General features: G+C 43.5%; 17 protein-coding genes. 3 read left to right on the top strand and 14 right to left on the bottom strand.

The genetic code is table 11. The features are described from left to right. Positions 1-9 precede the first annotated feature (9 nt). Positions 10-609: a hypothetical protein gene (locus R7M72_RS00850; RefSeq protein ID WP_017633753.1), complete on the bottom strand. Its 600-nt coding sequence runs from the start codon at positions 607-609 to the stop codon at positions 10-12. A gap of 503 nt (positions 610-1,112) precedes the next feature. On the opposite strand from R7M72_RS00850, the gene R7M72_RS00845 reads away from it, so the two are divergent. Genes R7M72_RS00845 through R7M72_RS00835 form a run of 3 tightly spaced genes read left to right on the top strand, consistent with a single transcriptional unit; the run spans position 1,113 to position 6,327 of the window. Continuing rightward, the gene (locus R7M72_RS00845; RefSeq protein ID WP_172563743.1) at positions 1,113-2,426 is read left to right on the top strand and encodes a type VI secretion system ImpA family N-terminal domain-containing protein; all 1,314 of its coding nucleotides are present in this window, start codon (positions 1,113-1,115) and stop codon (positions 2,424-2,426) included. A 27-nt stretch (positions 2,427-2,453) separates the two neighbouring features. Beyond that, on the top strand, positions 2,454-5,843 hold the full coding sequence (gene tssM / locus R7M72_RS00840) for a type VI secretion system membrane subunit TssM (RefSeq protein WP_318055988.1): 3,390 nt from the start codon (positions 2,454-2,456) through the stop codon (positions 5,841-5,843). 31 nt (positions 5,844-5,874) lie between these two features. Continuing rightward, positions 5,875-6,327: an Lrp/AsnC family transcriptional regulator gene (locus R7M72_RS00835; RefSeq protein WP_005373369.1), complete on the top strand. Its 453-nt coding sequence runs from the start codon at positions 5,875-5,877 to the stop codon at positions 6,325-6,327. Positions 6,328-6,381: 54 nt separating this feature from the next. Here the strand turns inward: R7M72_RS00835 and tssG are convergent, their stop codons facing one another. From tssG to R7M72_RS00770, 13 genes are all read right to left on the bottom strand, one after another. Further along, the gene (tssG, locus tag R7M72_RS00830; RefSeq protein ID WP_017820372.1) at positions 6,382-7,380 is read right to left on the bottom strand and encodes a type VI secretion system baseplate subunit TssG; all 999 of its coding nucleotides are present in this window, start codon (positions 7,378-7,380) and stop codon (positions 6,382-6,384) included. Then, positions 7,377-9,125 (bottom strand): type VI secretion system baseplate subunit TssF, encoded by a 1,749-nt coding sequence (gene tssF / locus R7M72_RS00825; protein ID WP_017820373.1) that lies wholly within the window; start codon positions 9,123-9,125, stop codon positions 7,377-7,379. The genes tssG and tssF overlap by 4 nt, the downstream gene beginning before the upstream one ends. Before the next feature lie 10 nt (positions 9,126-9,135). Beyond that, positions 9,136-9,546, bottom strand: a complete 411-nt coding sequence (gene tssE, locus R7M72_RS00820) for a type VI secretion system baseplate subunit TssE (RefSeq protein ID WP_005373376.1) — start codon at positions 9,544-9,546, stop codon at positions 9,136-9,138. A gap of 61 nt (positions 9,547-9,607) precedes the next feature. Continuing rightward, positions 9,608-11,083 (bottom strand): type VI secretion system contractile sheath large subunit, encoded by a 1,476-nt coding sequence (gene tssC / locus R7M72_RS00815; protein WP_005373378.1) that lies wholly within the window; start codon positions 11,081-11,083, stop codon positions 9,608-9,610. A gap of 8 nt (positions 11,084-11,091) precedes the next feature. Beyond that, the gene (gene tssB / locus R7M72_RS00810; RefSeq protein ID WP_318055987.1) at positions 11,092-11,598 is read right to left on the bottom strand and encodes a type VI secretion system contractile sheath small subunit; all 507 of its coding nucleotides are present in this window, start codon (positions 11,596-11,598) and stop codon (positions 11,092-11,094) included. Between the two features lie 26 nt (positions 11,599-11,624). Beyond that, on the bottom strand, positions 11,625-13,199 hold the full coding sequence (gene tssA, locus R7M72_RS00805) for a type VI secretion system protein TssA (protein WP_137282738.1): 1,575 nt from the start codon (positions 13,197-13,199) through the stop codon (positions 11,625-11,627). Then, complete coding sequence (locus R7M72_RS00800; RefSeq protein ID WP_053307564.1) at positions 13,186-15,186, bottom strand: serine/threonine protein kinase; 2,001 nt, start codon at positions 15,184-15,186, stop codon at positions 13,186-13,188. Before R7M72_RS00800 ends, tssA begins: the two co-directional genes overlap by 14 nt. A gap of 237 nt (positions 15,187-15,423) precedes the next feature. Further along, on the bottom strand, positions 15,424-16,368 hold the full coding sequence (locus R7M72_RS00795; RefSeq protein WP_017633759.1) for a hypothetical protein: 945 nt from the start codon (positions 16,366-16,368) through the stop codon (positions 15,424-15,426). Then, positions 16,361-17,353 carry a DUF2169 domain-containing protein gene (locus tag R7M72_RS00790; RefSeq protein ID WP_262629862.1) on the bottom strand — a complete coding sequence of 331 codons (993 nt, stop codon included), beginning with the start codon at positions 17,351-17,353 and terminating at the stop codon, positions 16,361-16,363. The genes R7M72_RS00795 and R7M72_RS00790 overlap by 8 nt, the downstream gene beginning before the upstream one ends. Then, positions 17,334-18,659, bottom strand: a complete 1,326-nt coding sequence (locus R7M72_RS00785; protein ID WP_262629861.1) for a hypothetical protein — start codon at positions 18,657-18,659, stop codon at positions 17,334-17,336. Before R7M72_RS00785 ends, R7M72_RS00790 begins: the two co-directional genes overlap by 20 nt. A gap of 94 nt (positions 18,660-18,753) precedes the next feature. Then, positions 18,754-19,236, bottom strand: coding sequence for a hypothetical protein (locus tag R7M72_RS00780; RefSeq protein ID WP_025767908.1), 483 nt, complete (start codon positions 19,234-19,236; stop codon positions 18,754-18,756). 2 nt (positions 19,237-19,238) lie between these two features. Next, positions 19,239-21,317 (bottom strand): type VI secretion system tip protein VgrG, encoded by a 2,079-nt coding sequence (tssI, locus tag R7M72_RS00775; protein ID WP_042523523.1) that lies wholly within the window; start codon positions 21,315-21,317, stop codon positions 19,239-19,241. Between the two features lie 72 nt (positions 21,318-21,389). Next, positions 21,390-21,908: an Hcp family type VI secretion system effector gene (locus R7M72_RS00770; RefSeq protein WP_005373415.1), complete on the bottom strand. Its 519-nt coding sequence runs from the start codon at positions 21,906-21,908 to the stop codon at positions 21,390-21,392. Positions 21,909-22,285 lie beyond the last annotated feature (377 nt).

The raw sequence follows: 22,285 nt of genomic DNA, 5'->3' as shown, positions 1-22,285 counted from the left end.
TTACGAACCTCAAAAGAGCAAAGAAACTGATAGTTCAAGCCCACCAATTCCATCATTTACAACCGGAAGGATATAAGAGGCCTGCGGGATAATTTGTATATGGGCGTCAGGATTACTGCCTAACTTTATAGCAGTACCAAGGGTCACAACCGCACCTAACTCAAACTGGTCGATGTCTTCAACACTCTCATAACGATAGCCCTCTTGGTCTACTTGCCAGCGATTAGAATATTGCGAGTAACCGACAGACAAGCCCGCACCAACGTATGGCGTGAAAACACTCCAAGAAGTCAACGCATATTGAGGAACAACACGAAGTTCATAGTTCGTCGCTTCTTGATATAAGCCGTTTGCTGGCGCTTCAATATCTTCTGCTAGATAGTTTAGCCCTAACCACCAACGCCAACGGTTATTGTTTTCATCAATAGGACGAGTATGAACCAAGCCGAACCTAAGCGTATCCTGCTCACCACTTTTACCTTCATCGTATTTAATGCTATCGATAGTCAACATACTGGTAGAGAGTCCATATCGCTCCCCTTTTGCCATTGCAACAGAAGAAAATAGACACATGGCTGAAATCAGCCCAATTTGACTTGGTTTTAGCATTTCGTCCCTCTAGGAAAACCGATATTCTACTTAGAGGCGAAAGATATCAATTATATTCTCTTTTTCAATAAGCCTAAAAAAACACCTATAATTTAATACATTTCAACTATCAGGTTGGTTGTTTTACCTACAAACAAAAACTAAAGAACCGACTACAGATTAAGTGACGAGACAGTAAATCTTTCTATTTAAATAGAAGTCACAGAATTTGATTGCTAATTGAACAAACCGTAATCTCCGATAACAATTTAGTTACTTTTTAATCAACGTTCTCATCTTCATATATAAGTTTCTTCTTATAAATAGACTTAACTATTGATATTAATATTATGAACAAAGATCACACTAAAAGTAATTTAATTTCTTTTAATGAATTTTTATTATCTAATCCGCTTATTTTGTCTATAGAATTGCGGCAGATGTGCACTGCTTATAATTTAATATAACAGTAGTGAAATCCTATATAACTTAATACTTCTATATGATCAGTTGGAACTTTCCTTATGTTTTTTACCGACTTCGCTCGAAGACCAATCGATGAAAATAACCCAAGCGGCTCTAATCCTAATGGTTCTGAGGATTTTGACGAAATTAAACGTCAAATAAACAACCTGAATAAAGTCACAGGGAGAGTCTCGTGGAAAACGGTTCAAACACTCTCAAAAAAGATCTTGAGTACCCAAGCGAAAGACCTACGTTGTTGCTGTTACTTTACCGTTGCGTCAACCTATAACGACGGCTTAAGAGGCCTTGTTGAAGGGTTAAACTCAATACTTGATGTGTGTGTCGTATATTGGTTCAACGCGTATCCAGAGCATTCAAAGTCAAAGGCACGAATGAGCGCTATTGAATGGATGGTAGAGCATACTGAAAAACGAATTAATAAGCATCGAGCGTTACCAGAAGAGCTTCCATTGATAGAGGCAGCACATCAGTTATGCTTGAGGATTGAGGAAGAGCTTCGTCTTCATTACGGTATTGAAGCGCCGTCATTAGGTCGCATTCGCCGTATTTTGAATCAATGGATTGAGCAGATAAAAGAACAACAGATTGCGGCTGAGTTACGCGAGAAAAAACAAGCCAACACTAGCGCTCCTGCAGCAACGCAGAAGGCACCTGAAATTAAAGTGAATGTGTCTCCCTCTCCAGCACCGGTGTCACCACCCAACCTAAATAGCCAAGAGAAAGCATCACCGGCAAAGTCTGGTCGATTTATGATCTACTTCGTTATTGGTTTGATTGTTACTGCGATATGTTCACATTTCATGTACGAGCAACAACGTTATCGAACATTGGAACAAAAAATTAATCAAGCTTCACTTAATGAACTTGTAAATTTGGTCGCCTCGTTAGATTACGAAAATAAAAAATATGCTCAGTCATTGAAAACGCAGGCCATTAATCGTGTCGATATTATGATGAATAACTGGTTTTTAGACTCGGCAAAAGTAAGTAACGTCAGCGAGCTCGATAGCTTGACCAATGAATTAATCGCGATCTATCCGGATTCGTCTTCTGCACAGCAACTACGTCAGAACTTTTTGACACAGAGCGCCCATTTAGAAGACCAGTTTATGGATGTTTATAAGCGATTCTCAGACGCAAGAACGGTGTTTGCCAACGTAGCTAGACAGAATGTAGATAAGAACTCTGAAAAGGCGTACGAATACAGTAACTCGTTATTCCCGCTTTTAGGTCGTATTGAATACGCTGAAAAGTATTCACAGCAAAAGGAAATTGACCGCGCAACCCTTTTACTGAACATCTACCTATATAAATTGAGTCAGCTACAAGCTGAAAAAACTGACAATAAATAACAATACAATTAAAGAAGTTTTAGGCTTATGTTCAAACAAAAACTGTTTAGAAATCCAGTGGTGATTTCTACTATATTGATGTTTTTAGTGGCTGCAATTATCACCACTATTTATCTGCTTTTTCTTGACGAAATCGATCAACTTTATCTTTGGCTGACCCTTGGTGCTATCGCCATTGTTTACGTCACTTTTCAATTCACATTATGGTTGAAGAAAAAGAACAACGCTAAAGCTCAACATTTGGAAACCGAGGAAGAAGCACTTTCTATGGTTATCCAGCCTCTTCTTGCTAACTCAGGCAAGAAACCAATTTACCTGATGCTTGGTAATAAAGGGTCAGGGCGACGTCAATTTTTATTTAATTCTAGTGCAATCAAACCGATGGATCGCACTAGAACCGCTAAGAATGACTTTTTTGAATGGTACGAATCTGACAGCGCTGTATACATCAAACCAGACCAACGCTTAGTGTTCCAGGAAGTATCAAGCAGTGATGCTTCTTTATGGAATACGTTCATTGAAGAAGTTATTCATCATCGACCTCGAAAGCCATTTTCAGGCTGTCTATTCTTCACCGATTTCGAGTTCATGATCGTCTCTGAGCCAGAGCAAAAAGAGTACACCATTTCGTCGTTATTGGCGCGCTTGAGTAGCATCAACTCTAAAACGTCTTCGGCATTGCCAATCTATTTGATTATGTCAAAGCTAGACAAGTTAGATGGCTTTAAAGAATACATGCACTTTAGCTCTCTCAAGACACGTGTTGAGTTCCTCTCTATCCCACTAAAAGAAGCCAAAGGTGTATTTGCAGAGTACTACCGCGATAGCTATCGAAATCTAGTGAGAGTGCTTGAAAGTAATGCGCTAGATGCATCCGCTAATTCAACGGACATTGATGAGAAACAAGCAATACTCGCTTTCCCTAAGCAGTTTGAGCTATGTCAGTCTGAAGTCAGCTATGTGCTTGAGCGTCTATGTGATGTTAACAACGGTGTCTATTCACTAGACATCCGTGAGATTTTCTTTAGTTCGAGTCTGCAAGGCGGTCGCAAGTACAATTTACTTGCAAAAAGTTGTAGTAATTACTTCAACTTACCTATTATCGCGTCAGAGCATACTCAGTTAACAGAAACGCCTTATTTCTCTCGTTTTCTGATTGATTCACAAATATTGCCGGAAAGCGACTTTGCGGGCGAAAACAAGACGTATCTTCGTCTAATTCAGAGGCAAAGCCGTTTGGCAATACTCGGCTCTATTATCCTGCTTACTGGGGGCAGTTACTTCTTTTTCACGACATTAGACAGTAACTTACATGTGATGAATCAACTCTTGAGTATCGATGACAAATCACAAGTAGAGCAAGATGCAAGATTCAATGAGCTTTTAGCGAAGGCGACGAAAGCAATAGAGCCTTCTTATGGGGCGTGGCTTAAAGGTTCTAAGGCTTTGGATGAAGAGATATTACCACTCAACATTAGCCGTTTGGATCAAAGCACTCGCATCGCTTACGAAGCTTTACTTAAGGACGTTGCTCAACAGTTAATACCTCTTATTGAGAAAGGTTACCGTCTACAACTGACACAAAATCAGAACACTTTTACACGCGCTTTACCTCTATTGAAGGGGTATCTAATGCTAAACGATCCAACAAAGCGTGATATCCGTTTTTTGCGTCATCAAACTCTCCAAATGATGAACGATTTAAGCAACCAAAGTGACGTCGTCAATCAGGCGATGCGCTATTTGGACGCTTACTTTCGCACGCAGTTTGATCCAATTGATATCAATATGGATCTTGTTCGCGCAACACGTCGCTCATTGCTAGCAAATTCGAATGTTGATCTCGTTTATGCAGGCATTTTAAACGAAGCAAATTCGATTGATTTAGGAACCCTAGATCTGCAACGAGCTGTGGGTTTTGAGTTTAGCAATGTATTCAACACACCAATCGATAGTGAACGCTTGATCGTAGATAAGATCTATACCTCCACTGGCTTTAGCACTTTTTATCGACCACGCGTGGACCTAATGTCACAACAAGTCATCAGTGACAACTGGGTTTTAGGTCTGTCACAACACGTTATTCCTACTAGTGAAGAACAAGAAGCCTTCAAAGAGGAAGTACGTAAAAAATATACTGACGACTACATCAGTAATTGGCGCAATGCGCTGAGTGAACTAAAAGTCCAGAACTATGACAATGTCGGCGATCTAACGAACGCGATAGACTTAATCTCGGGCCCTTCTTCACCAATGACAACCGTACTGAAGCAGGTCTATGCCAACACACAATTTTCACCCGTTGGTGAAAAAAATGCTCTGATTTCTAAGCTAGACCCGAAACTCGTGGCAGCGGCAGACTCCGCATCAGACGCAGTAGAGGAAGTAGTTAAGCCTGATTACTTGTTGATGAAACGTGTTGAACAAGCTTTTCACTTATTAAACCAACTTCAGGTCAGTGAAACACCAAACTCCCCTACTCCTTGGGATGAGACCGTAGCTGCGTTAAGCCGTGTTCGCACGTATATGAAAGACATCGCTGATGCACCTGACCCGCAAATGGCGGCGCTAGCGGCAGCTCAGCATCGAATGAACAGCAGTGAAGCTGACCCATTAATCAAACTTAAACAGATTGCCCAAAAATCACCGGAACCCGTTCGTAGCTGGTTGTTAGATGTGGTTCAACAAAGCTGGTCAGTCATGATTAAAGAGTCCGCTAAAGGCATTCAAACCCAATGGTACAGCGAGATTTACACCAAGTTTAAAGAGATAGGGCTGGGACGATACCCATTTGATCTAACAGCGACCGAGGAAATCTCAATTGAAGATTTTGAATTACTGTTTGCTTCAGGTGGCTTGTTAGACACATTTATTCAGAAAAATTTTGCACCGTTCTACGATACCAATTTGTGGACGCCAAAACAGGTGGATGGCGAGACGATGCCAATCTCTCCGGCTCTGTTAGTGCAACTGCGTAACTATAACGTTATTCGAGACACATTAATTAATAAAAGCACTAACCGCGTTCATATTCCGTTTAGTGCAAGAGTACTCGATCTTGATTCTAGTGCGATTAGAGCGAGCTTAAAAATTGCAGATACCAATATAAGTTACTACCACGGTCCAAGCCGCATTCGTGAAATGGCATGGCCACCGCAAAATGGTGACTTCAATATTAGTATCACACTCCAGGATGTAACCGATGAAGGCAGACAGCACGTTTTAAATAAGAGTGGTCAATGGGCGATATACAGATTGCTAGGTGACTCGACCTTGACAAACACTCATAACGGCAGCTTTGTCAGTGACATAAAAGTGTCAGGGAGGGACTTGAGCTTACGCATCACTCCGTTGACACAGAAAAACCCATTCACTCTTGCTGAGCTGTATAACTTTACGCTCCCTGAGTCGATTTAATAACAATATAAAAACAAAATAGGCAGAACACATGATTTCAAACATGACTTTACAAGGTTTAGATAAATTAGATCGAAAAATACTTTCAAGTCTATTGTCGAATGGGCGAGAGTCGATTGCAAATCTATCCCGAAACATTGGTTTGTCTCGAACAGCAGTAGCAGAAAGAATTAATCGTTTAGAAAAGACCGGTATTATCAAAGGCTATACCGCACAGATTCGTGTAGAAAATGAAGGGCGAAAAGCCGCTAGTTATCTACTGATCTCTTGTGAAAAGGGTAAGAAGAATGATGTAACGAATGCACTTAAAGAAATCCCTGAGGTTCGCTTAACGAGCGTTGTTGGTGGCAACTTTGATATTATTGCCCTAATTGAAGCGCCCGACCTGCAGTCTATTCATCATCTTTGTAATGAAATTGAATCATTTAACGGCATTCAAAGGCTTGATACTACCGTTGTACTGCATCAGCCGATCAGTCGTTAAGCTTTTCTGACCTCTTTGAGGAAAACATAAAGGGCCGCTCGTTGAGCGGCTTTCTTATATGCTTCCGATAAGTCGAATTTTGGCGTCTTTATCACCTGGGTTTCCTAGCCAGAACGTTTGACCTAGTTGGTTCCCTTCTCCATTACCCAGTTTGTTTTCTGGAATACTGTCTAGGTTAACTGTCAACTTTAGGTCCCACGACATTGGGTCACGCAGAATAAAGCGCATCAAGCCCACCAGCGTCTTATGTAACTCACCATCGTAGGAAAACTGCTTAAACGTTTCAAAATCAATGTTGTCGATACACAAGTTAAACTTGCCGTTCAAATCCGCAATGCTTTGTCCCAAGTGTAAGCTTTGCCCCAATATACAATTGGAGCGGTTGAGTTTGTTACGTTGGCTTTCTGCAATCTCGACCCGCCGATAAACCCATTCTTCGATTCGCACATTCGGCAGTGAAAAGTAGTGCGAAACAATACCGGAAATAAGCTTGGGTGAGCGTGTACGCGTAGATAACTGGTTCACGTAAGACAGAACTTTCGCTCGATCTAACTCCGCTACTTCACAATCTTGCATAACGCTTGACAGACCAGCCAAATGCAGTATGCGCCCAGAAAACGCATCGCTCGCCCCGCTTTTGTACTGCACGTGATATCGGTATTTCTTCCAAACACGATACAGTAAGCTTGTATAGCGGTTGTGGAAAAAGTCGAAGAAGTCCTTCACTGGGTTATCATCGGGATCACGACCGACGAGTTTCTCAGTGTAAGACGCAGGTAGGGGCGAGCTTGAACCATGCAAGCCAAGAAAGTTCGTCTCAATACGTGAATATTGCTGTCCGTTTCTTTCCATATGAGTAATAAAATCCATATCACTCTTTGGAAAGCACAGGTTTGGCGACACGCTGAACTCAATTCGCTCTTGATGGAAGTATTTGTTCTCGCCCACGGCAACAAAGTTTGAGTTTGGCTCCAGCTGGTAGTGTTTCTCTAACAGCAACACTGCTTGGTAGAAACTAAACTCATTCGACTTATCAGAAAGTGTGTTAATCATAGTATCGTCTGCTGCCCGATTAGGCTTGCCCAGTTGTAAACCTCGCCCGTCGCTTCATCGAACACCTCTAGTTCGGTAAAGGAGTTCACACTCGAATACAAACGGATAAATTCATTCAATACCGTGGCCATAAGGAACATATCGCCTTCATTTACGAAGAACTTAGAGTCCGTCACGAGCTTGAATTGGTTACCACGCACAGATACACCACGAAATACGCGATCGATTGGTTTCATCTCTGAAGAAATAATGCCATCAAGTCGATGAATCGACGCGCGGTGGGCTTGTCTATCAACACGAGAATGGAAGTCGTAAGTCGAGAGCAACACTTTCAACACATCGATATTCGCTAAAGACAAGTAGTTAAGCGACATGTTGGCAATCAACTGCCATTGAAGTTCACCATTAACCTGAGGACTTACTGACTGTGTTGGCTTAGTAATGTTTTTAAACGTCGCATACGTTGGCGATTTGTGCGTCGCGTACGTGATATCTCCTACTGACAGGCGCTCCGCTAAGTCTGCGTTACTGCATTGCAGTTTCATCAATACGGTTTCAGTCCCTAAATCCGCGATGTCGCCATTGTGAGTATGGAATGAGATATAGCGCTCTAACCCTCTTCCGCTTACTCGCTCGCCCACTTTGGATTTGTAGAACTCTCGCTTATCACGCTGGTTGATTTGGTGCTCAAACGATTCAAATTCAATCAGTGGTTTTCGGCGACGCTCGTCTTTACTCCAGCTCTCCACTTGCTCAATGGAATAAACCTCGTAATGCTCTTGAGTGTTACTTTGTGGACGCACCTTGTACTCGTTTCGTCGATGCTCTAAACGGATTGGATCGCCGTCTTTTTCAAACAAGTTAACGGCAGGTGTGCAGTGCAACCTTAAGTGTTTATCTTTAAGCACCACCTCTGAAGGCAAAGCACGCTTAAAGTGGAATTTGATTTTGACCGTACTGCGCTGTGGAATGCCTTTTAGCCACTCTAAGCCTTTAATGTCGAAAAACATGAACTTATCTGGCAAAGAGAAGAATTCTTGCAGCAAACGGTAGCCTGCAAAGGAATTTTTGCTGTAAGGCAACAGCGCCTCGTCCTCTTCATGCCCGACTGGCTTAACGTATTCTGGCCCTAAACGATGTTTGTAGCCGCCACCAACATCCAACTCGACGTGATCTAGATAACGGAACAGCCATAAGAAGACAGTGCGAGTAATATGAATCTCACCATGCAGGTGCAATCGCAGCGTGTCTAAACCTATCCGAGACAGCTCAAGGCCATGCTCCGTCGATAACGTCACATCAATCATCGAGCTGGTGCGGCTGTTAGTTTGTTCGATGTTAGTAATCGTAATTGGGTATAGATTGACGTCATAACAAGTACGGAACAAACACTGCGTGCCTTCTACCTGCTCGCTGGCCATTTCCGCACCACGTTTCACCACGGTTTTCTCAGTAACACTTCCGGTATGCGGTTTTAGTTCGCTAATACACAAAGACGGAATCGAACGCATGTAATGTGGCCACAGCAAAGTCATCAGAGATTGCGTAAGCTCAGGCAGTTCATCGTCAATCTTTTCGCGGATGCGTCCGGTCAAAAAAGCAAAACCTTCCAGCAATCGTTCGACATCTGGATCAAAAGTTCCTTCAGAGAGAAAGTGAGTTAACTTCGGATGATATTTGGCAAACTCACTACCCGACTCGCGTAAATACGTGAGTTCATCTTGAAAGTATTTACTGTTACTCAAGTGGCACCTACTAAACGTTAAATTGGCCGTCGGTTCCCATGTAGACATCGATCGACATTGGGACTTTACCGCCGTTATGGGAAACTTCGCCGCGAATACCAAAGCCGAGTTGTAATGGATTATGGTGGTCTTCACGGTAATGAACCTCGACATTCAGCAGTCGGGGCTCAAAGCGCTCTATGGTTGACGTGATGTTTTTTTGAATATGGCGAACGAGGTTCGTGTTGTTAGAAAGTACGTCGTTAAAATCTGGCAGACCATACTCATTGTCGATCATTGCGTTGCCGGAATGCGTATTCAACAAGTCAGCGAGATGCGAGTGAATGGATTCAATCAAATGCTTATGAGACACCACTTTCTCGTAGCAGTTTTTTGGTTCTCCTAGCTCGATCCGCTCTAAAAGACGGTAACCTTTTTCCATATGCGATCCTACGAAAAAAGCAGCCAGTCTTCACTGGCTGCTTGATGGTTTCAGTAATGGGTTATTGGTCTAGCTTACCAACTAGAGACAAGTCGAAGCTTGCGCCCATGTACTTGAAGTGAGGACGTACAGACATCGATACTTTGTACCAGCCTGGATCGCCTTCTACGTCTGATACTTCAACCTTCGCAGCGCGAAGTGGGCGGCGACCACGAACTTCCGCTGGCGGGTTCTCTTGGTCAGAAACGTATTGACGAATCCACTTGTTCAATTCGATTTCTAGGTCAGAACGCTCTTTCCAAGAACCAATTTGCTCACGCTGTAGCACTTTTATGTAGTGCGCTAAACGGTTGATAATGAACATGTAAGGAAGCTGAGTACCTAGCTTGTAGTTCATCTCGGCTTGTTTGCCTTCAGGCGTGTTCGCAAACACTTTTGGTTTTTGAACAGAGTTTGCAGAGAAGAACGCCGCGTTGTCAGAACCTTTACGCATGGTTAGCGCAATGAAACCTTCTTCTGCTAGCTCATACTCACGACGGTCAGAAACCAGGATCTCGGTTGGGATCTTAGTCTCGATTTGACCCATAGCTTCAAAGTTGTAAACCGGTAGATCTTGTACAGTACCACCGCTTTGAGGACCAATAATGTTCGGACACCAACGGTACTTAGCAAATGATTCACTGATCTTGGACGCCATCGCGTACGCTGAGTTGCCCCATAGGTAGTTATCATGGCTGTCTGTCACTTGCTCATCGTAGTCAAACGCCTTGATTGGGTTATCTTCAACAGAGTAAGGCGTACGTAGCATAAAGCGAGACGTACATAGACCTAGGTAACGTGCATCTTCGTGCTCACGCAGACCACGCCATTTCGCGTACTGTGGGCCTTCGAATACAGACTTCAGATCTTTTAGGTTTGGCAGCTCTTCGTAGCTGTCTAGGCCAAAGAATTTAGCCGATGCAGACGTGATGAATGGTGCGTGAGACATTGCACCTACGTTAGCCATGTATTCCATCAATTTGATGTCAGGCGACGAAGCTGACATAGCGTAATCACAAATGACGGCGCCAACAGGTTTACCACCGAACTGGCCGTATTCACGTGTGTAGATTTGCTTGTACAGGCCAGACTTCACCACCTCTGGAGCGTCTTCGAAGTCATCAAGAACTTCGTCTTTCTTCGCAGAGATCAGTTCGATTTGAATGTTCTCGCGGAAGTCAGTGTGATCAACCAGGTACTTAAGGCCACGCCACGTTGATTCAATCGCTTGAACTTCTTCGTTGTGAAGAATTGCATCAACTTGCTTAGACAATTTTTGGTCGATTTCAGAGATCATCAGATCAACCAGAGATTGGTCGACTTTCTCTGTGTTCGAACTGCTTAGTAGCTCACTGATGAATGCTTCTACGCCGCGTTTTGCAACGTCAAAACCTTCATCACTTGGCTTTAAACGTGTTTCGTTAAGAATGCTATCCAGAAGTGAGCCTGATTCAACTAAGGCTGCTTCTTGTTCTGGCGCTTGTGCTTCTGCAGACATGATATCCCTTACTCTTCTTTCGCGTCTTGGTCGTTGCCAATGCTTAGTTCATCCAACAGTTTCTTTCTCGCTTCTTTATCTTGAAGAACCGATGCGATCTTCTTACGGAACGCAGGAACATTTCCTAGAGGACCTTTAAGTGCAACCAAGGCTTCGCGAAGCTCAAGTAGGCTGTTTAGTTCAGGTACACTTTTCGCGATCGCTTCAGGAGAGAAGTCCTTCATGTTTTGGAACGTCAGATCAACACCAATCTGGCCGCCTTCTTCATCAGAAAGACGGTTTTCAACGTTGACTTTAACGTTTGGAGACATGCCCTCTAGCACTTCGTTAAAGTTGTCTTTGTCGATGTTAATTGGAGTACGTTCTTCAATTGGTGTCTCATCTGCACGCGCAGTAAAGTCGCCAACTACCATCATGCTTAGCGGCAGCTCTACGTCTTCTTGCGTATCGCCAGTTGCTGGAACATAACGGATATTAATTCGCTCTTTAGGAGCCACCGAGCCGTCACGTGACATAATTCGTTCCTTATCTAACTCTTTAATTAGTCGTAAATTGCTTTCCACTCTTCATACTTCTCAGGTAGAAGATCCTTGCTTCCAAATAACCGATGGAGTGTTTTTCGAATTAGGTCTTCTAACTGTGACGATAAGTGGGGTTCCCAGCTCGCGAGATTAAACGCTTTTTGTACTTCCCACCCCTTCTCAAGATACGGCAAACACAACGGGTATAATCCAACAGACTGGTAAGCTGCTATCAATTGTAAATACAGCATGAACTGCCCACGTCCCGAGCTATCCAGCTCAAGTTTACGGGCAAGCTCTGCGGCACATTCCCCTAGATTTTCTAGAGTGATATCCTCCATTGGCAGCGAGTCTTCCTGCGAAATCACAACCGTTTGAACAACGGGTTGAGAAGTCGAAGAAGTAGTATCTTGAGTCGATAACCAGCTCAAGGTCGCTTCATCTGCAAATGGTATAGAATTCTTAAATGAGAGGTGCTCTATGCCCTCTAGTGAGTCAACAAAACGCGTCACTTCTTGTTTCACAGCAAGCGCTGCATCATCAAAACCCAAGTTATTAAGCATCGAATACACGAAGTAATGGCCCGTCAGCCAAAACGGCGCATCCGTTAATGTGCGCTCCAAACGCTTAATGGTGTCGATGTCGCTTTCTTGGTCAGCTTTATCTCGGTATTCTGCTTGTTGATCGGACGACACTGCCAAGCTCAAAGGCGTTTGATTATTTTGGTGGTCGGGTAGACCATCAATGTCATCCCAAGTCAGATGACGATAAATCCGGTAAGCCAGCGGATCACTTGGGTTCGCATGAAGCATGACTTCCGCAACCTTCTTCAAGGTGCGCTTAGAAGCCGTCGGCGAAGAGAAGTCCGTATCGACATCGACTTCTTTTGCTACCGCTTTCTTAACTGGCGCAGGTTTAGGGGCCGGCGGAACCGCCTTCACCGGTGCGGTTTGCACTTCACTCTGCGCTGGCGTTTCTGCGGCAGCAGGCTGCGTAGCTGGTGCAGGCGCCGCTTGTTCGACGTTAACGACTGCATCATCGCTCTGCTCATCAGCCGCCGCTTGTTGAGATAAAACATTGAGTTGAGTGCGAATCTCAAAGAAATCCGCTTCTGAGTCTTGATAAACCTCGTCGTATTGACGCTGCACTTCTTCAATAGTCGAAATGCAGTTTGATACCAAATCCCATGACTGAGCGCTTTCCGCTAACTTGCTGCTGACCAGTTTAAACTGATGGTTCAACCATTCGACCGCGCCATCTCGACCCCGCTTTCGGGAAGGATACAATTCAACGCCAAAGCGACTTAACGCCTCACTAAGCAGCTTTAGACCTTGTTCAAAGCCTTGCAGACCAAACTCTTCTGTTAGCGCGCGAACGAGGTAACAAATGGCTTTTAAGTCTTTGCTGTGGTGCTCTAGAACTTCGGTCGCGTGCGTTTTTACCACGCTCCAATCTACTGTTTCGCCAAACAAGGAACCGAATTTCTTCACTTCGGACTCCATCATTTCATAGCAAAACTCGTAACGGGCATCGTTTCCCACTGGAGATTCATCAGAAATAGGATTAAGCAGACGGTCGATATCAATGTTGGACAAAATTCACGTCTCCTTCAGTCAAGTAATCTCTCAACGCACGCGCTACCGCAATTGCGCCATTTGCTGGCTTAGATAATCGATGGCTCTGCTCTATCGCATCCGACGCCATGCTATCTAGAATTTTCGTGATTTCTGTAAATTTACTTGGTGCATTCCGTTCTAAATCGGCAAGGGATTCATGTAGCTTTTGTTTGTCGTAAACGGATTGCTCCATCACGGTGCTAAACAAAATAAATTCGCTTCTTGCGACGATTAAATCCTTTATTTTTTTGTCTAGTTCTGGCGTATTACCGAAGTAGGCTTTGGCTAATTCAGCTTCTTCAATTGCTTTGGTGTAAAAGTGCGCCTCTGCATGTTTATCGATGGAGTCATTAATATTTTCCATCACAGCCTTTGGTAAGATTTGGTTGTAGAAATAGGCTTGTGACTGGTTTAACAACCATGCCTCTTTCATTTCATTTTCTGCGAGCTTAGCTTCACCATCTAAAATTAAGCGAGCAATCTGCTTATCTCGACTGCCAGCTATGGCAGATACTTTCATGGAATCGATAGACGCGACATTTAATCCAGACATCACTTTAGTCAACGCCTCATCCGCATATGGAAACAGGGCACCGTCACGAACAAGGGTTTCTCGCAAGGTGACAAGCTCCTTACGTAATTCGACTAATGCCATTGGTAAGCCATCCGCTAACGATTGATACGACGTTAACTGAGCCTGTTTTTCTTCATATAAATTCGAGAGGCTTAACTGCTGAGCTTGATATGCTGTTCGATAAGCTACTGTCATATCAATACTCTGAGTAGCTTGAGACAATTCTTCTTTGATTTTCCATGGAGGCTGAGCCAAAAAAGAAGCCGTTTCAGAGGGCGTAATAACGTGAGTTACAGTAGTGACACCTCGGGAAAAAATGGCATCCAATTGATCTTTATTCTGTTGATACAAATAACTTCCTGCTGTTGCCAGCACACTCAACACTAAGCTCGCCTCTAATATTTTAAAGCGACCATACGCCGTTTTATCATTTGGCTTACAGTGTGTAAGCAGCAAGTCCGCGTTACGCAAGCTACTGAAAATTGGTGCGTTAGAATTTGAGCTAATTGATTGCGTATCGATTCGCGCTAACTGTTGAGCAAAAGAAATAGCGGTATAGCCATGCCCTCTTGGTTTGTTGATGACTTCTTTCAGCAATTTCCAAATATGAACCGGGATCAAAGCCGGACGCTTTCGGTCTTTTAACTGCTTATTCCAAGCATCACCAAATATTGAGCCTAAAAATAGATGTCCAGCGAGCAAAGCGAGAGAGTAAACATCATCTTGCGGTTCCGCGATGCCAGTTTCTATATAAAGAGGGGAAGCGTAGCTCAAGCTTGCTTCTGCGTAAGGTTCTGTCTCTCCAATGTAACGAGCAGCGCCGAAATCAATGAGCTTAACGTAATCGCCTTCACTCACTAATACGTTAGATGGTTTAATATCAAGATGGCAGATACCTCTTGTATGCATAAACTCTAGAGCGCCAGCGAGTTGATACACCAACCAAGCGATGTGGTCGTGGCGGAAGCCTTTAGAAGAATGACGCTCCATTTTTTCTGCCAGTGACTCACCTTGGATCCACTCGTACATCAAATATGGGCGTTCGAATTCGTTGCCGATTTTTACAAAGTTAGCCACGCTAGGGTGTTGAGAAAGCTCCAGCCTGCTCGCTTCGTTAATCAACATTTTGCTCGCAAATTCTGGCGAGTCATCATTGATAACTTTGCAACAGATTTGCTTCTCTGGCTGCCCTTTTTTTGCAAGATGGTAAACCGTTGTCTTACCATTTTTAGAAGGAAGCTTGTCTAATACATCGAACTGTGAAAAAAGCACGTACTCAAGCTTCGGCTTATTTTTTTCTGCTAGCCTTTGCTCATTCAGTTTCTTTTTTTCAATAGCTTTAACAACCAACTGATCGATATATCCTTTGGCTGTACTCTGATTATTAGACACTTAGTACTCTTTCATAGAATAAATATTATTAGAGTTGAATAATATTTTCTTGAACGTACTTGTATCAAGGTTGGTATTTAAAACAAACAGTAAGCCTATTATTTTAGTTATTATTACTAACTTATTAGACCTTTTTACTTACGCTTTCACTGCATGAGTTATACGCTTTTTCGTGTTACAAACTTCAACCTAATAATATGAGTATACTTTCATTGCCATTTGATCGATGAGTGCTCACTAACATTGCAGTAATTGGAGAACTCCTTTGTCACCATGAAAGTCGAACATTAACAACGTAGTTGGTTGCTTAAAGTGGTGCTCTCTGACCGCAAAGGCAATTAAAGCGAGAGAAGAACAACTGCCCATTGTGCCCCACAACTCATTAATAAGCTGCGGTTGTTCTGGGTTCGTGAATCGTTCTGCTTTAGCCCCCAGAGCAAAACCGTAATCTTCCGAATGCATGCGCAGGTTCGTCATATCGGAATACACTTCACCAAATGAATCGAGCTTTTTACTCGCACGTTGAACAAGTCGAAACATGCCTCTTCGGTCTGAAGTGTTTAATTCCGTATCAATGTAGCCAAGCTGCGCTTGAGGCTTAAGTTTCAATGTTTCTACGGTGTTTTTTCGACAAAGAATTAAACCCGCCCCACCCTCGCTCGGAATAACGCCCCATGGATTATTGGTACTCATTACCATCGCATCGTCGATGAGTGTTTGCATCGAACTCACCAAGGAATCGACACTGATACACATCATAGCATCATATTTATCCAATGATTTCATGGCCTGGAGAACGAAACTGGGCCCACTGGCATGAACAGCATTCACCACAGAGAGAAATTCAGCATAGTTACTTTCACCAAGCCATTCTTGCACCTTTACTAGTGAAACAGACACAGGCACCGCTATAAGCAAAGGTATTGGTCTCAATGAACGTGGTAACTGCGCTAACAATGAATCAAGCAAGTGGGTGATTAACTCACACGTTTTCTCAAACTGCTCACTTTCTTTGGTGTATTCGATTTTGGCGTAAGTAAAACGCTCGATACCATCATCCCCTACACATTGATCAAATCTTCCTAAATCAGCATACGAAACTGCACTAGCAATATCTAAATTCATACCGGTTGGCGTCATCACTTCCATCCCTAGCACGTAACGGCCTGTTGAATTATGCATGCTCGCTTACCTCTTCCAGCTTAGTGATCGATGTCGACACCAACAAATGCTCCTTGCCCTGACAAGGAAACGCAGCGGTGTAACTGATTGATATAGTTTTCTTTTCCGCATCAACGAATAAGGTGTACATCGCCATATCAGCTTGATAGCTTTGATCTTTGAACGTCGCGATCGCACGGTATTTTTCTTTAGGAATTCGAAATGAAAGCGTGTCATCATGACAAAAACCACTCATCATCAAACGCTCCCCCCCACGAAGAAAGCCTTTGCACTGTTGATCAATAGGCGCGCTTTGGAAGAACCGCTTATCAAAATCGAGTGGCAACATTGGCTTGCGATTCTCAATCCAATCGTCATCGAACGTGCCGGCCAGCTTCTGGCGCGACTCAAAGAACGGAGGCACTGGCCCGAACCCCGCAACGCGTAGTTTTTTCGCGGCGGCACTCCAGTCTTCACGAGGATAAAAAACCGAAGGTGCTTTCTGTTCAAGCAATTCTTTGTTGGAATCGGCAACACCACCGCCTATTCGGTTACGTAAATCACCGCCTACCGCGCAAGTGTAATCAATGTCTTTTGCAATAAATGGAACTGGATTGCTCAGCGTGATACTACCAGCATGCTCAACCCATACGCGTTCCCCGTGAATAGCGAGAGTCTTATCGATATGACCATCAATCAACACGCGACACTCTTGGTATGTCACTGGCTTTTTCGCGTAACTGCGCGCTTTACCGTAAACAAGTACATCTGTATTGTCTTTGGTATACGCGAACTCGTGGTCAACTTTCATCGCAGAGAAGCCTTCTTCGCCCAAATATTGGGGATCATCGAAGATTTCACTTTCACCTAATTCGTGCCAAACCACACCATCGAATTGCCATGTGCGTTTGGCAACGACAACCCACACTTCATCGCCGTTTTCGTCACGTTGAAAACGACCTTTAAGTGATAGCTCAGGGTGCGTCTCAATATCCCATAACTGCATTGCTATTCCTTAAGTTGAATCGTTCGCTCGCAGAAGGTGCGGCCTTTAAATTGTTGAAGTTCCAGTCTTGTTGATGAATCGGCATTGCCATATCCCAAGGCACGTAGGCTCTGGATTGAATACAGAGTTGACGCCATAGCCAATCGCGGAACAGCACATCAACGTTAGATTCTTGCATCGCAGCTAACGTAGACTCGAAGCTCAATGCGTAACCCAAGCGGCTTGGTAGATTTTGGATATATTTTTCATCTTCCACCCACTCATTGAGCAGATCGAAGATCTCTTCCCATTCATACTCGACACCAACATCTTGCGGATTCAGAGGAAGAAGCTTTCCGTAGACGACATACAAGGCTTGAAGCCAAATTTCACCCTCAGCTTCACCTTCCTCCAGACTTTCCAAGTGCTCGATGATTTGGGGTACCAGTTTCCAATCACCACCCAGCGCAAAATCAACAGGTGCTAATGAAGAAGAGATATCAAACGCCTCAAACTCTTTTAACTCAAGTAACTTGGCATAAGTGAGCACTTGCGCTGATGGTAATCCATTTGGTTCGATGCCAAAGCACTGACGGAACCAAGTGCCTCTGTCACGTTTGGTAATCAAACGTTCAAATAGATATTGTTCGCTGCCTGCATTGTCATTGAGCCAATCAATCCCCTCTTTCACGTCTTGTAAAGCGAGCAGTGGCAAAGCAACATGAGAGCTAATGATGCTGGCTTTGTGCCAGCGCTTGATGAGAGAAACACTTAATGTTTGACGTACACGTAAGCATTCAAAGTAAAACGCACTGGATGTCGCATTACCCTCAATAAGCTCCGAAAGCGTGCTATCCATAGATTCAACCGGAGATTGTACGGCAATGACCATTGCGGTTTTAGCGTCAATATCTTCGAGTAAACTCAAGCCGCACAAAAGGTTATCCAACGCTGAGCCCAACTCGCCTTGTAGCATCAGCCAGCTGTAGATTTCTGGCTCTTTGCTTCTTAATTGATGAATCAACCCCGGTGCTAACCGATAAAACGACAAGTACACCTGCTTCAGTTCTTCAATTTGGCGTTCAATCAGCTTGAGATACGCCAACTCACGACTTGGATAACCCCTTTTGTGAATTTGAACTCGCTGCCTGATTAAAAAACCGATACTTTCAGAAGCAATGGACAGCTTTTCATTACAGAAATCCAGCCATGTTACTGGCAATTGGGAAAGGTCGTTCACAGCGCGCTCAGCTTTTGCTAACGCGCCTTCGACTTCTTGATTGGTTATGGGTGCCTTTAGGTGCTCGACACCGATTCTTTGTCGCATCTAGTTATCCGTTATTAGCGTGCCATAACGCGATTGCAATTAGTTAATACAAAGTAATTAGCTAACTCGACGTAAATTAGCTAATGCTAGGTAATTAGTTAATTGCGATCGTTCCGCCTTGAATTTTTTGTGCTTTTTCTGCTTGAGAGGTGACGTACTTCGCTTTAGTGGTAATTCGTCCATCGCGCCCGCTATAGCGAGTTTCTGTCTCACCACTTTTGACTACCAACTCTTGTTCTGTCTCGATAACCATCTTCTTCGCTCGCAATACAAACTCGTCAGAGTCATCCAGAATGGAGAAGAAAATGTCCGTCACAAGAGGCAAGCTTAAGTCGTCGTTCAAAAATTCAACTCGACAACTTAATCGATTATCGATAGCCATTTGCAGCTCAGAACGACGAAAGCCACGTCCTAGTCTCGCAGTGAGTGGCTGCTTAAATGGGTTACCATCAAAATCAACTCGCACACTGCCCGTAGACTCATTGATAGCCACTATTCTTCCAAAACGCGAAAAGCAAGCCGTTGATTCGGCTTGCTGCTCTGATATTACTTCTGTTGTAAGAGGTTGTTTTTCCATTGTTAGTTAACCACTACGTTGCCACCTTTCACGACGACTTTGTCACTGCCTTCGATCGTAATAGCCGAGCCTGATAACTTTATTGAACCATCACTGTTCATCACTAAAGAGGAACCACCCGTTTTCAATACAATCTTGTCGCCACTGATAATTTGCGTTGCACCATCAGCTTTATAAGCGGTGTTCCCTTTCACTGATACCGTTAAGTTGCCACCAATCGTCTGGTTATCATCCGCACCAATATCTGAACTCTTAGACGCACCGATAGTAAGGTTACTGTTTTCGCCAATATCTAAGTCATCATTTTTACCGATCTTAGTCGTACGGTTATCACCAATTTCTAAGTCAGAATTGTTTTTCACATACTGGGCTTCGTTCGCGTTGTATGTGACGGTAACGTCTTGCTCGACTGTCTCGGTAAACGTACTGTTTACTTGTGTCGTTTTATGTCCATGAATGGTTTCTTTATGGTCACCATGAACTTCATTCGTTTGGTGACGTGCAACCTTCAAGAATTCATCTTGACCGATATCACGGTAACGGTTGTTGAGCACCTTGGTCGACATGTCTTTTTGAGCGTGAATATAGACTTCTTCTTGGTTCGCTTCGTCTTCAAAACTCAACTCGTTGTAACCTGTTCCTTTGTGCGTTTGCGTACGGAACGTGGTACGAGTTTTGTTTTCTGGCAAAGAGTACGGTGGGAAATGCAAACCGTTGTAAACTGCGCCCGTAACTAACGGACGATCTGGATCCCCCTCAAGGAAAGTCACTACGACTTCATGGCCAATACGCGGCAAATAAACTGCGCCCCATGTTGGCGCCGCCATGGATTGGCTTACACGAATCCAACAGCTTGAATGTTCGTTGTTATCACCGTAGCGATCCCAATGGAACTGTACTTTCACTCGACCAAGCTTGTCGGTGTAAATCTCTTCACCTTCTGGTCCTACAACAACCGCCGTTTGAGGGCCATCAACCACTGGTGCTGCTAGTTTAGGCGCTTTAAATACCACATCACGTGGAATACATGAGAACTGGTTGTAGTAAGTGGTTGGCATACCACTCGCTTCATCTTCATGCACTTGCGGATCTTGACCTGTGTGCATTACAGACAACATGAGGTAATCGCGGTTAATCTCAGAACGCGGGTGGTCACTGACGTTAAAGCTGTAACCAGATGCTAAGCGCATTACGTCACTCGTTGCTTCCACTTGTTGATTATCGACTATGTGTTCCGACATCCACTCCGTGGTTCTCACCTGACCCATCAGCGGGTCGACGTATCGTCCAGGATAATCAAACTGCTTGAGATCTTGGTCTAGCTCGCCAGCCTGTGTCATCTCTTGTGGAATTTTAGGGTGTTCGTAGTTGTAATCTGTGTACGTAACCTGTCCCGTTCTAACGCGGTTAACTAACTCGAGATCAGAGATATGTTCGCGATCGGCAACACCGCCACCATCGGCATGATAAACAATCGGCCCAATGTAAGAAGCATTTAGTGGCGAGCTTATCAAAGGTGCAATCGCGTCATTACTGTCGACAATGACCATCGTATGATTTGAATCGCTATGGTCAAAGTAATACCACATACCGTGTTCAGCCATCATACGCTGCACGAAGTGCAAGTCAGACTCACGGTATTGCAGAACGTATTCTTTTGGAGGATAAGTACCCGACACTTCAAATCGGTAATCGGTGACTGCCCCATCATCGAGTACTTCTGTGATGATGTCTTGCGCTGACTTTTGCTGGAAAATACGACAATCTTGGCGCTGAGATAAGAACCAAGCTTGAGGAACCAAGACTAATTGATAACGAGAAAAACGACGTCCAGTCCCTAAGTAACGAACTTCATTCACCACGCCGTTGAACACACGCGCAGCCCCAACACCTTGTCCGTAAAGTGTCAATGTTCCTGCTTTACGTATTAACTCATCGAACGAGATATCTGGATCAAGTGAAAGTAATGAGAGATTGATGTGGAAAGGCTTAGATAACTCTTCATGAACATGAAAGCTCTCAACCCGAAATTCATGCCCACATCCAGGCACTTCAAATTTAAATTCTACGTCATTCACCATATCTTTTACCTGATACAAATAATCGAATTAGGGCCAACAATCGTTGGCCCTGAATCTTTACGCGACGAGCAATTAAGCTTCGCGTGGAGCACGCCAGTCGTCGTTACCCGCAGTACCACAGTTTTCGTGAGTTACTTCGATCGCACGGTAAGTGAACTTAAGCACTTCTTCTGTCACGCGGTCAGCTGTTGCTGCGTCTTGACAGTGGTTCATACGAGTTTGGATATCGACAAGTAGCGCATCAATCAATTTGATTGAATAGTAGTGCTCTTGTTTACCTTGAACTGAAGTACGGTAGAAGCGGATCACACACTCAGGAAGTTTTTCGCCAGATACTAGTGCGTTGAATAGTAGTGGAGATGAGCGATCTTGAACTTTAGTTACAACAAGTGGACGGTGTACACGTTGACCAGTTGGCTGACCACTTTGTGGATCACGTGGAACAGTTAGCACGTGATCAAGTTCTTGTACTAGGAACTCATCAACGTGAGCTTCTTGCCATGTGTTACCTACTGAATCTGCAGAGTAAGTATCTTTAGTAATATGGCCTTGAGTCTCACCTTGGATAGACATATATGCTGGAGTTGGCATCGCTATTTCCTTTTCTAAAATCTGTTTTGTTTAAATCACCAAATCGCTTATCACCGCGACTACTTGGTATAATCAAAGTCCGTGCCAACTTTAAAAATGCAATAAAAACAACAATTTAAACAAATAAAGACATTATTCACTAATATCTTGAGTACAATTTATTGGATAAAAAACCAAAAAGTTGGATTAAGATAATAATAAATTGTTCTAACTTTAAAAAGTGAAAATAACCATATAAAACCGTGTAAATAAAGTCATTAAAACTAATAAATCCGACACTTTTACTATCAATTAATTTAGAATAACAACGCCATTAAAATAACCACAAACATTAATGTCACAATAATCATTAAAAATAACCAACAAACGATAGTCAA

The organism is Vibrio sp. YT-18 (genome assembly GCF_033337345.1).
Taxonomy (GTDB): Bacteria; Pseudomonadota; Gammaproteobacteria; order Enterobacterales; family Vibrionaceae; genus Vibrio; species Vibrio alginolyticus.
Note: the sequence above shows the minus strand (reverse complement) of the source record. Positions and strands in the feature narration are given on the sequence as shown.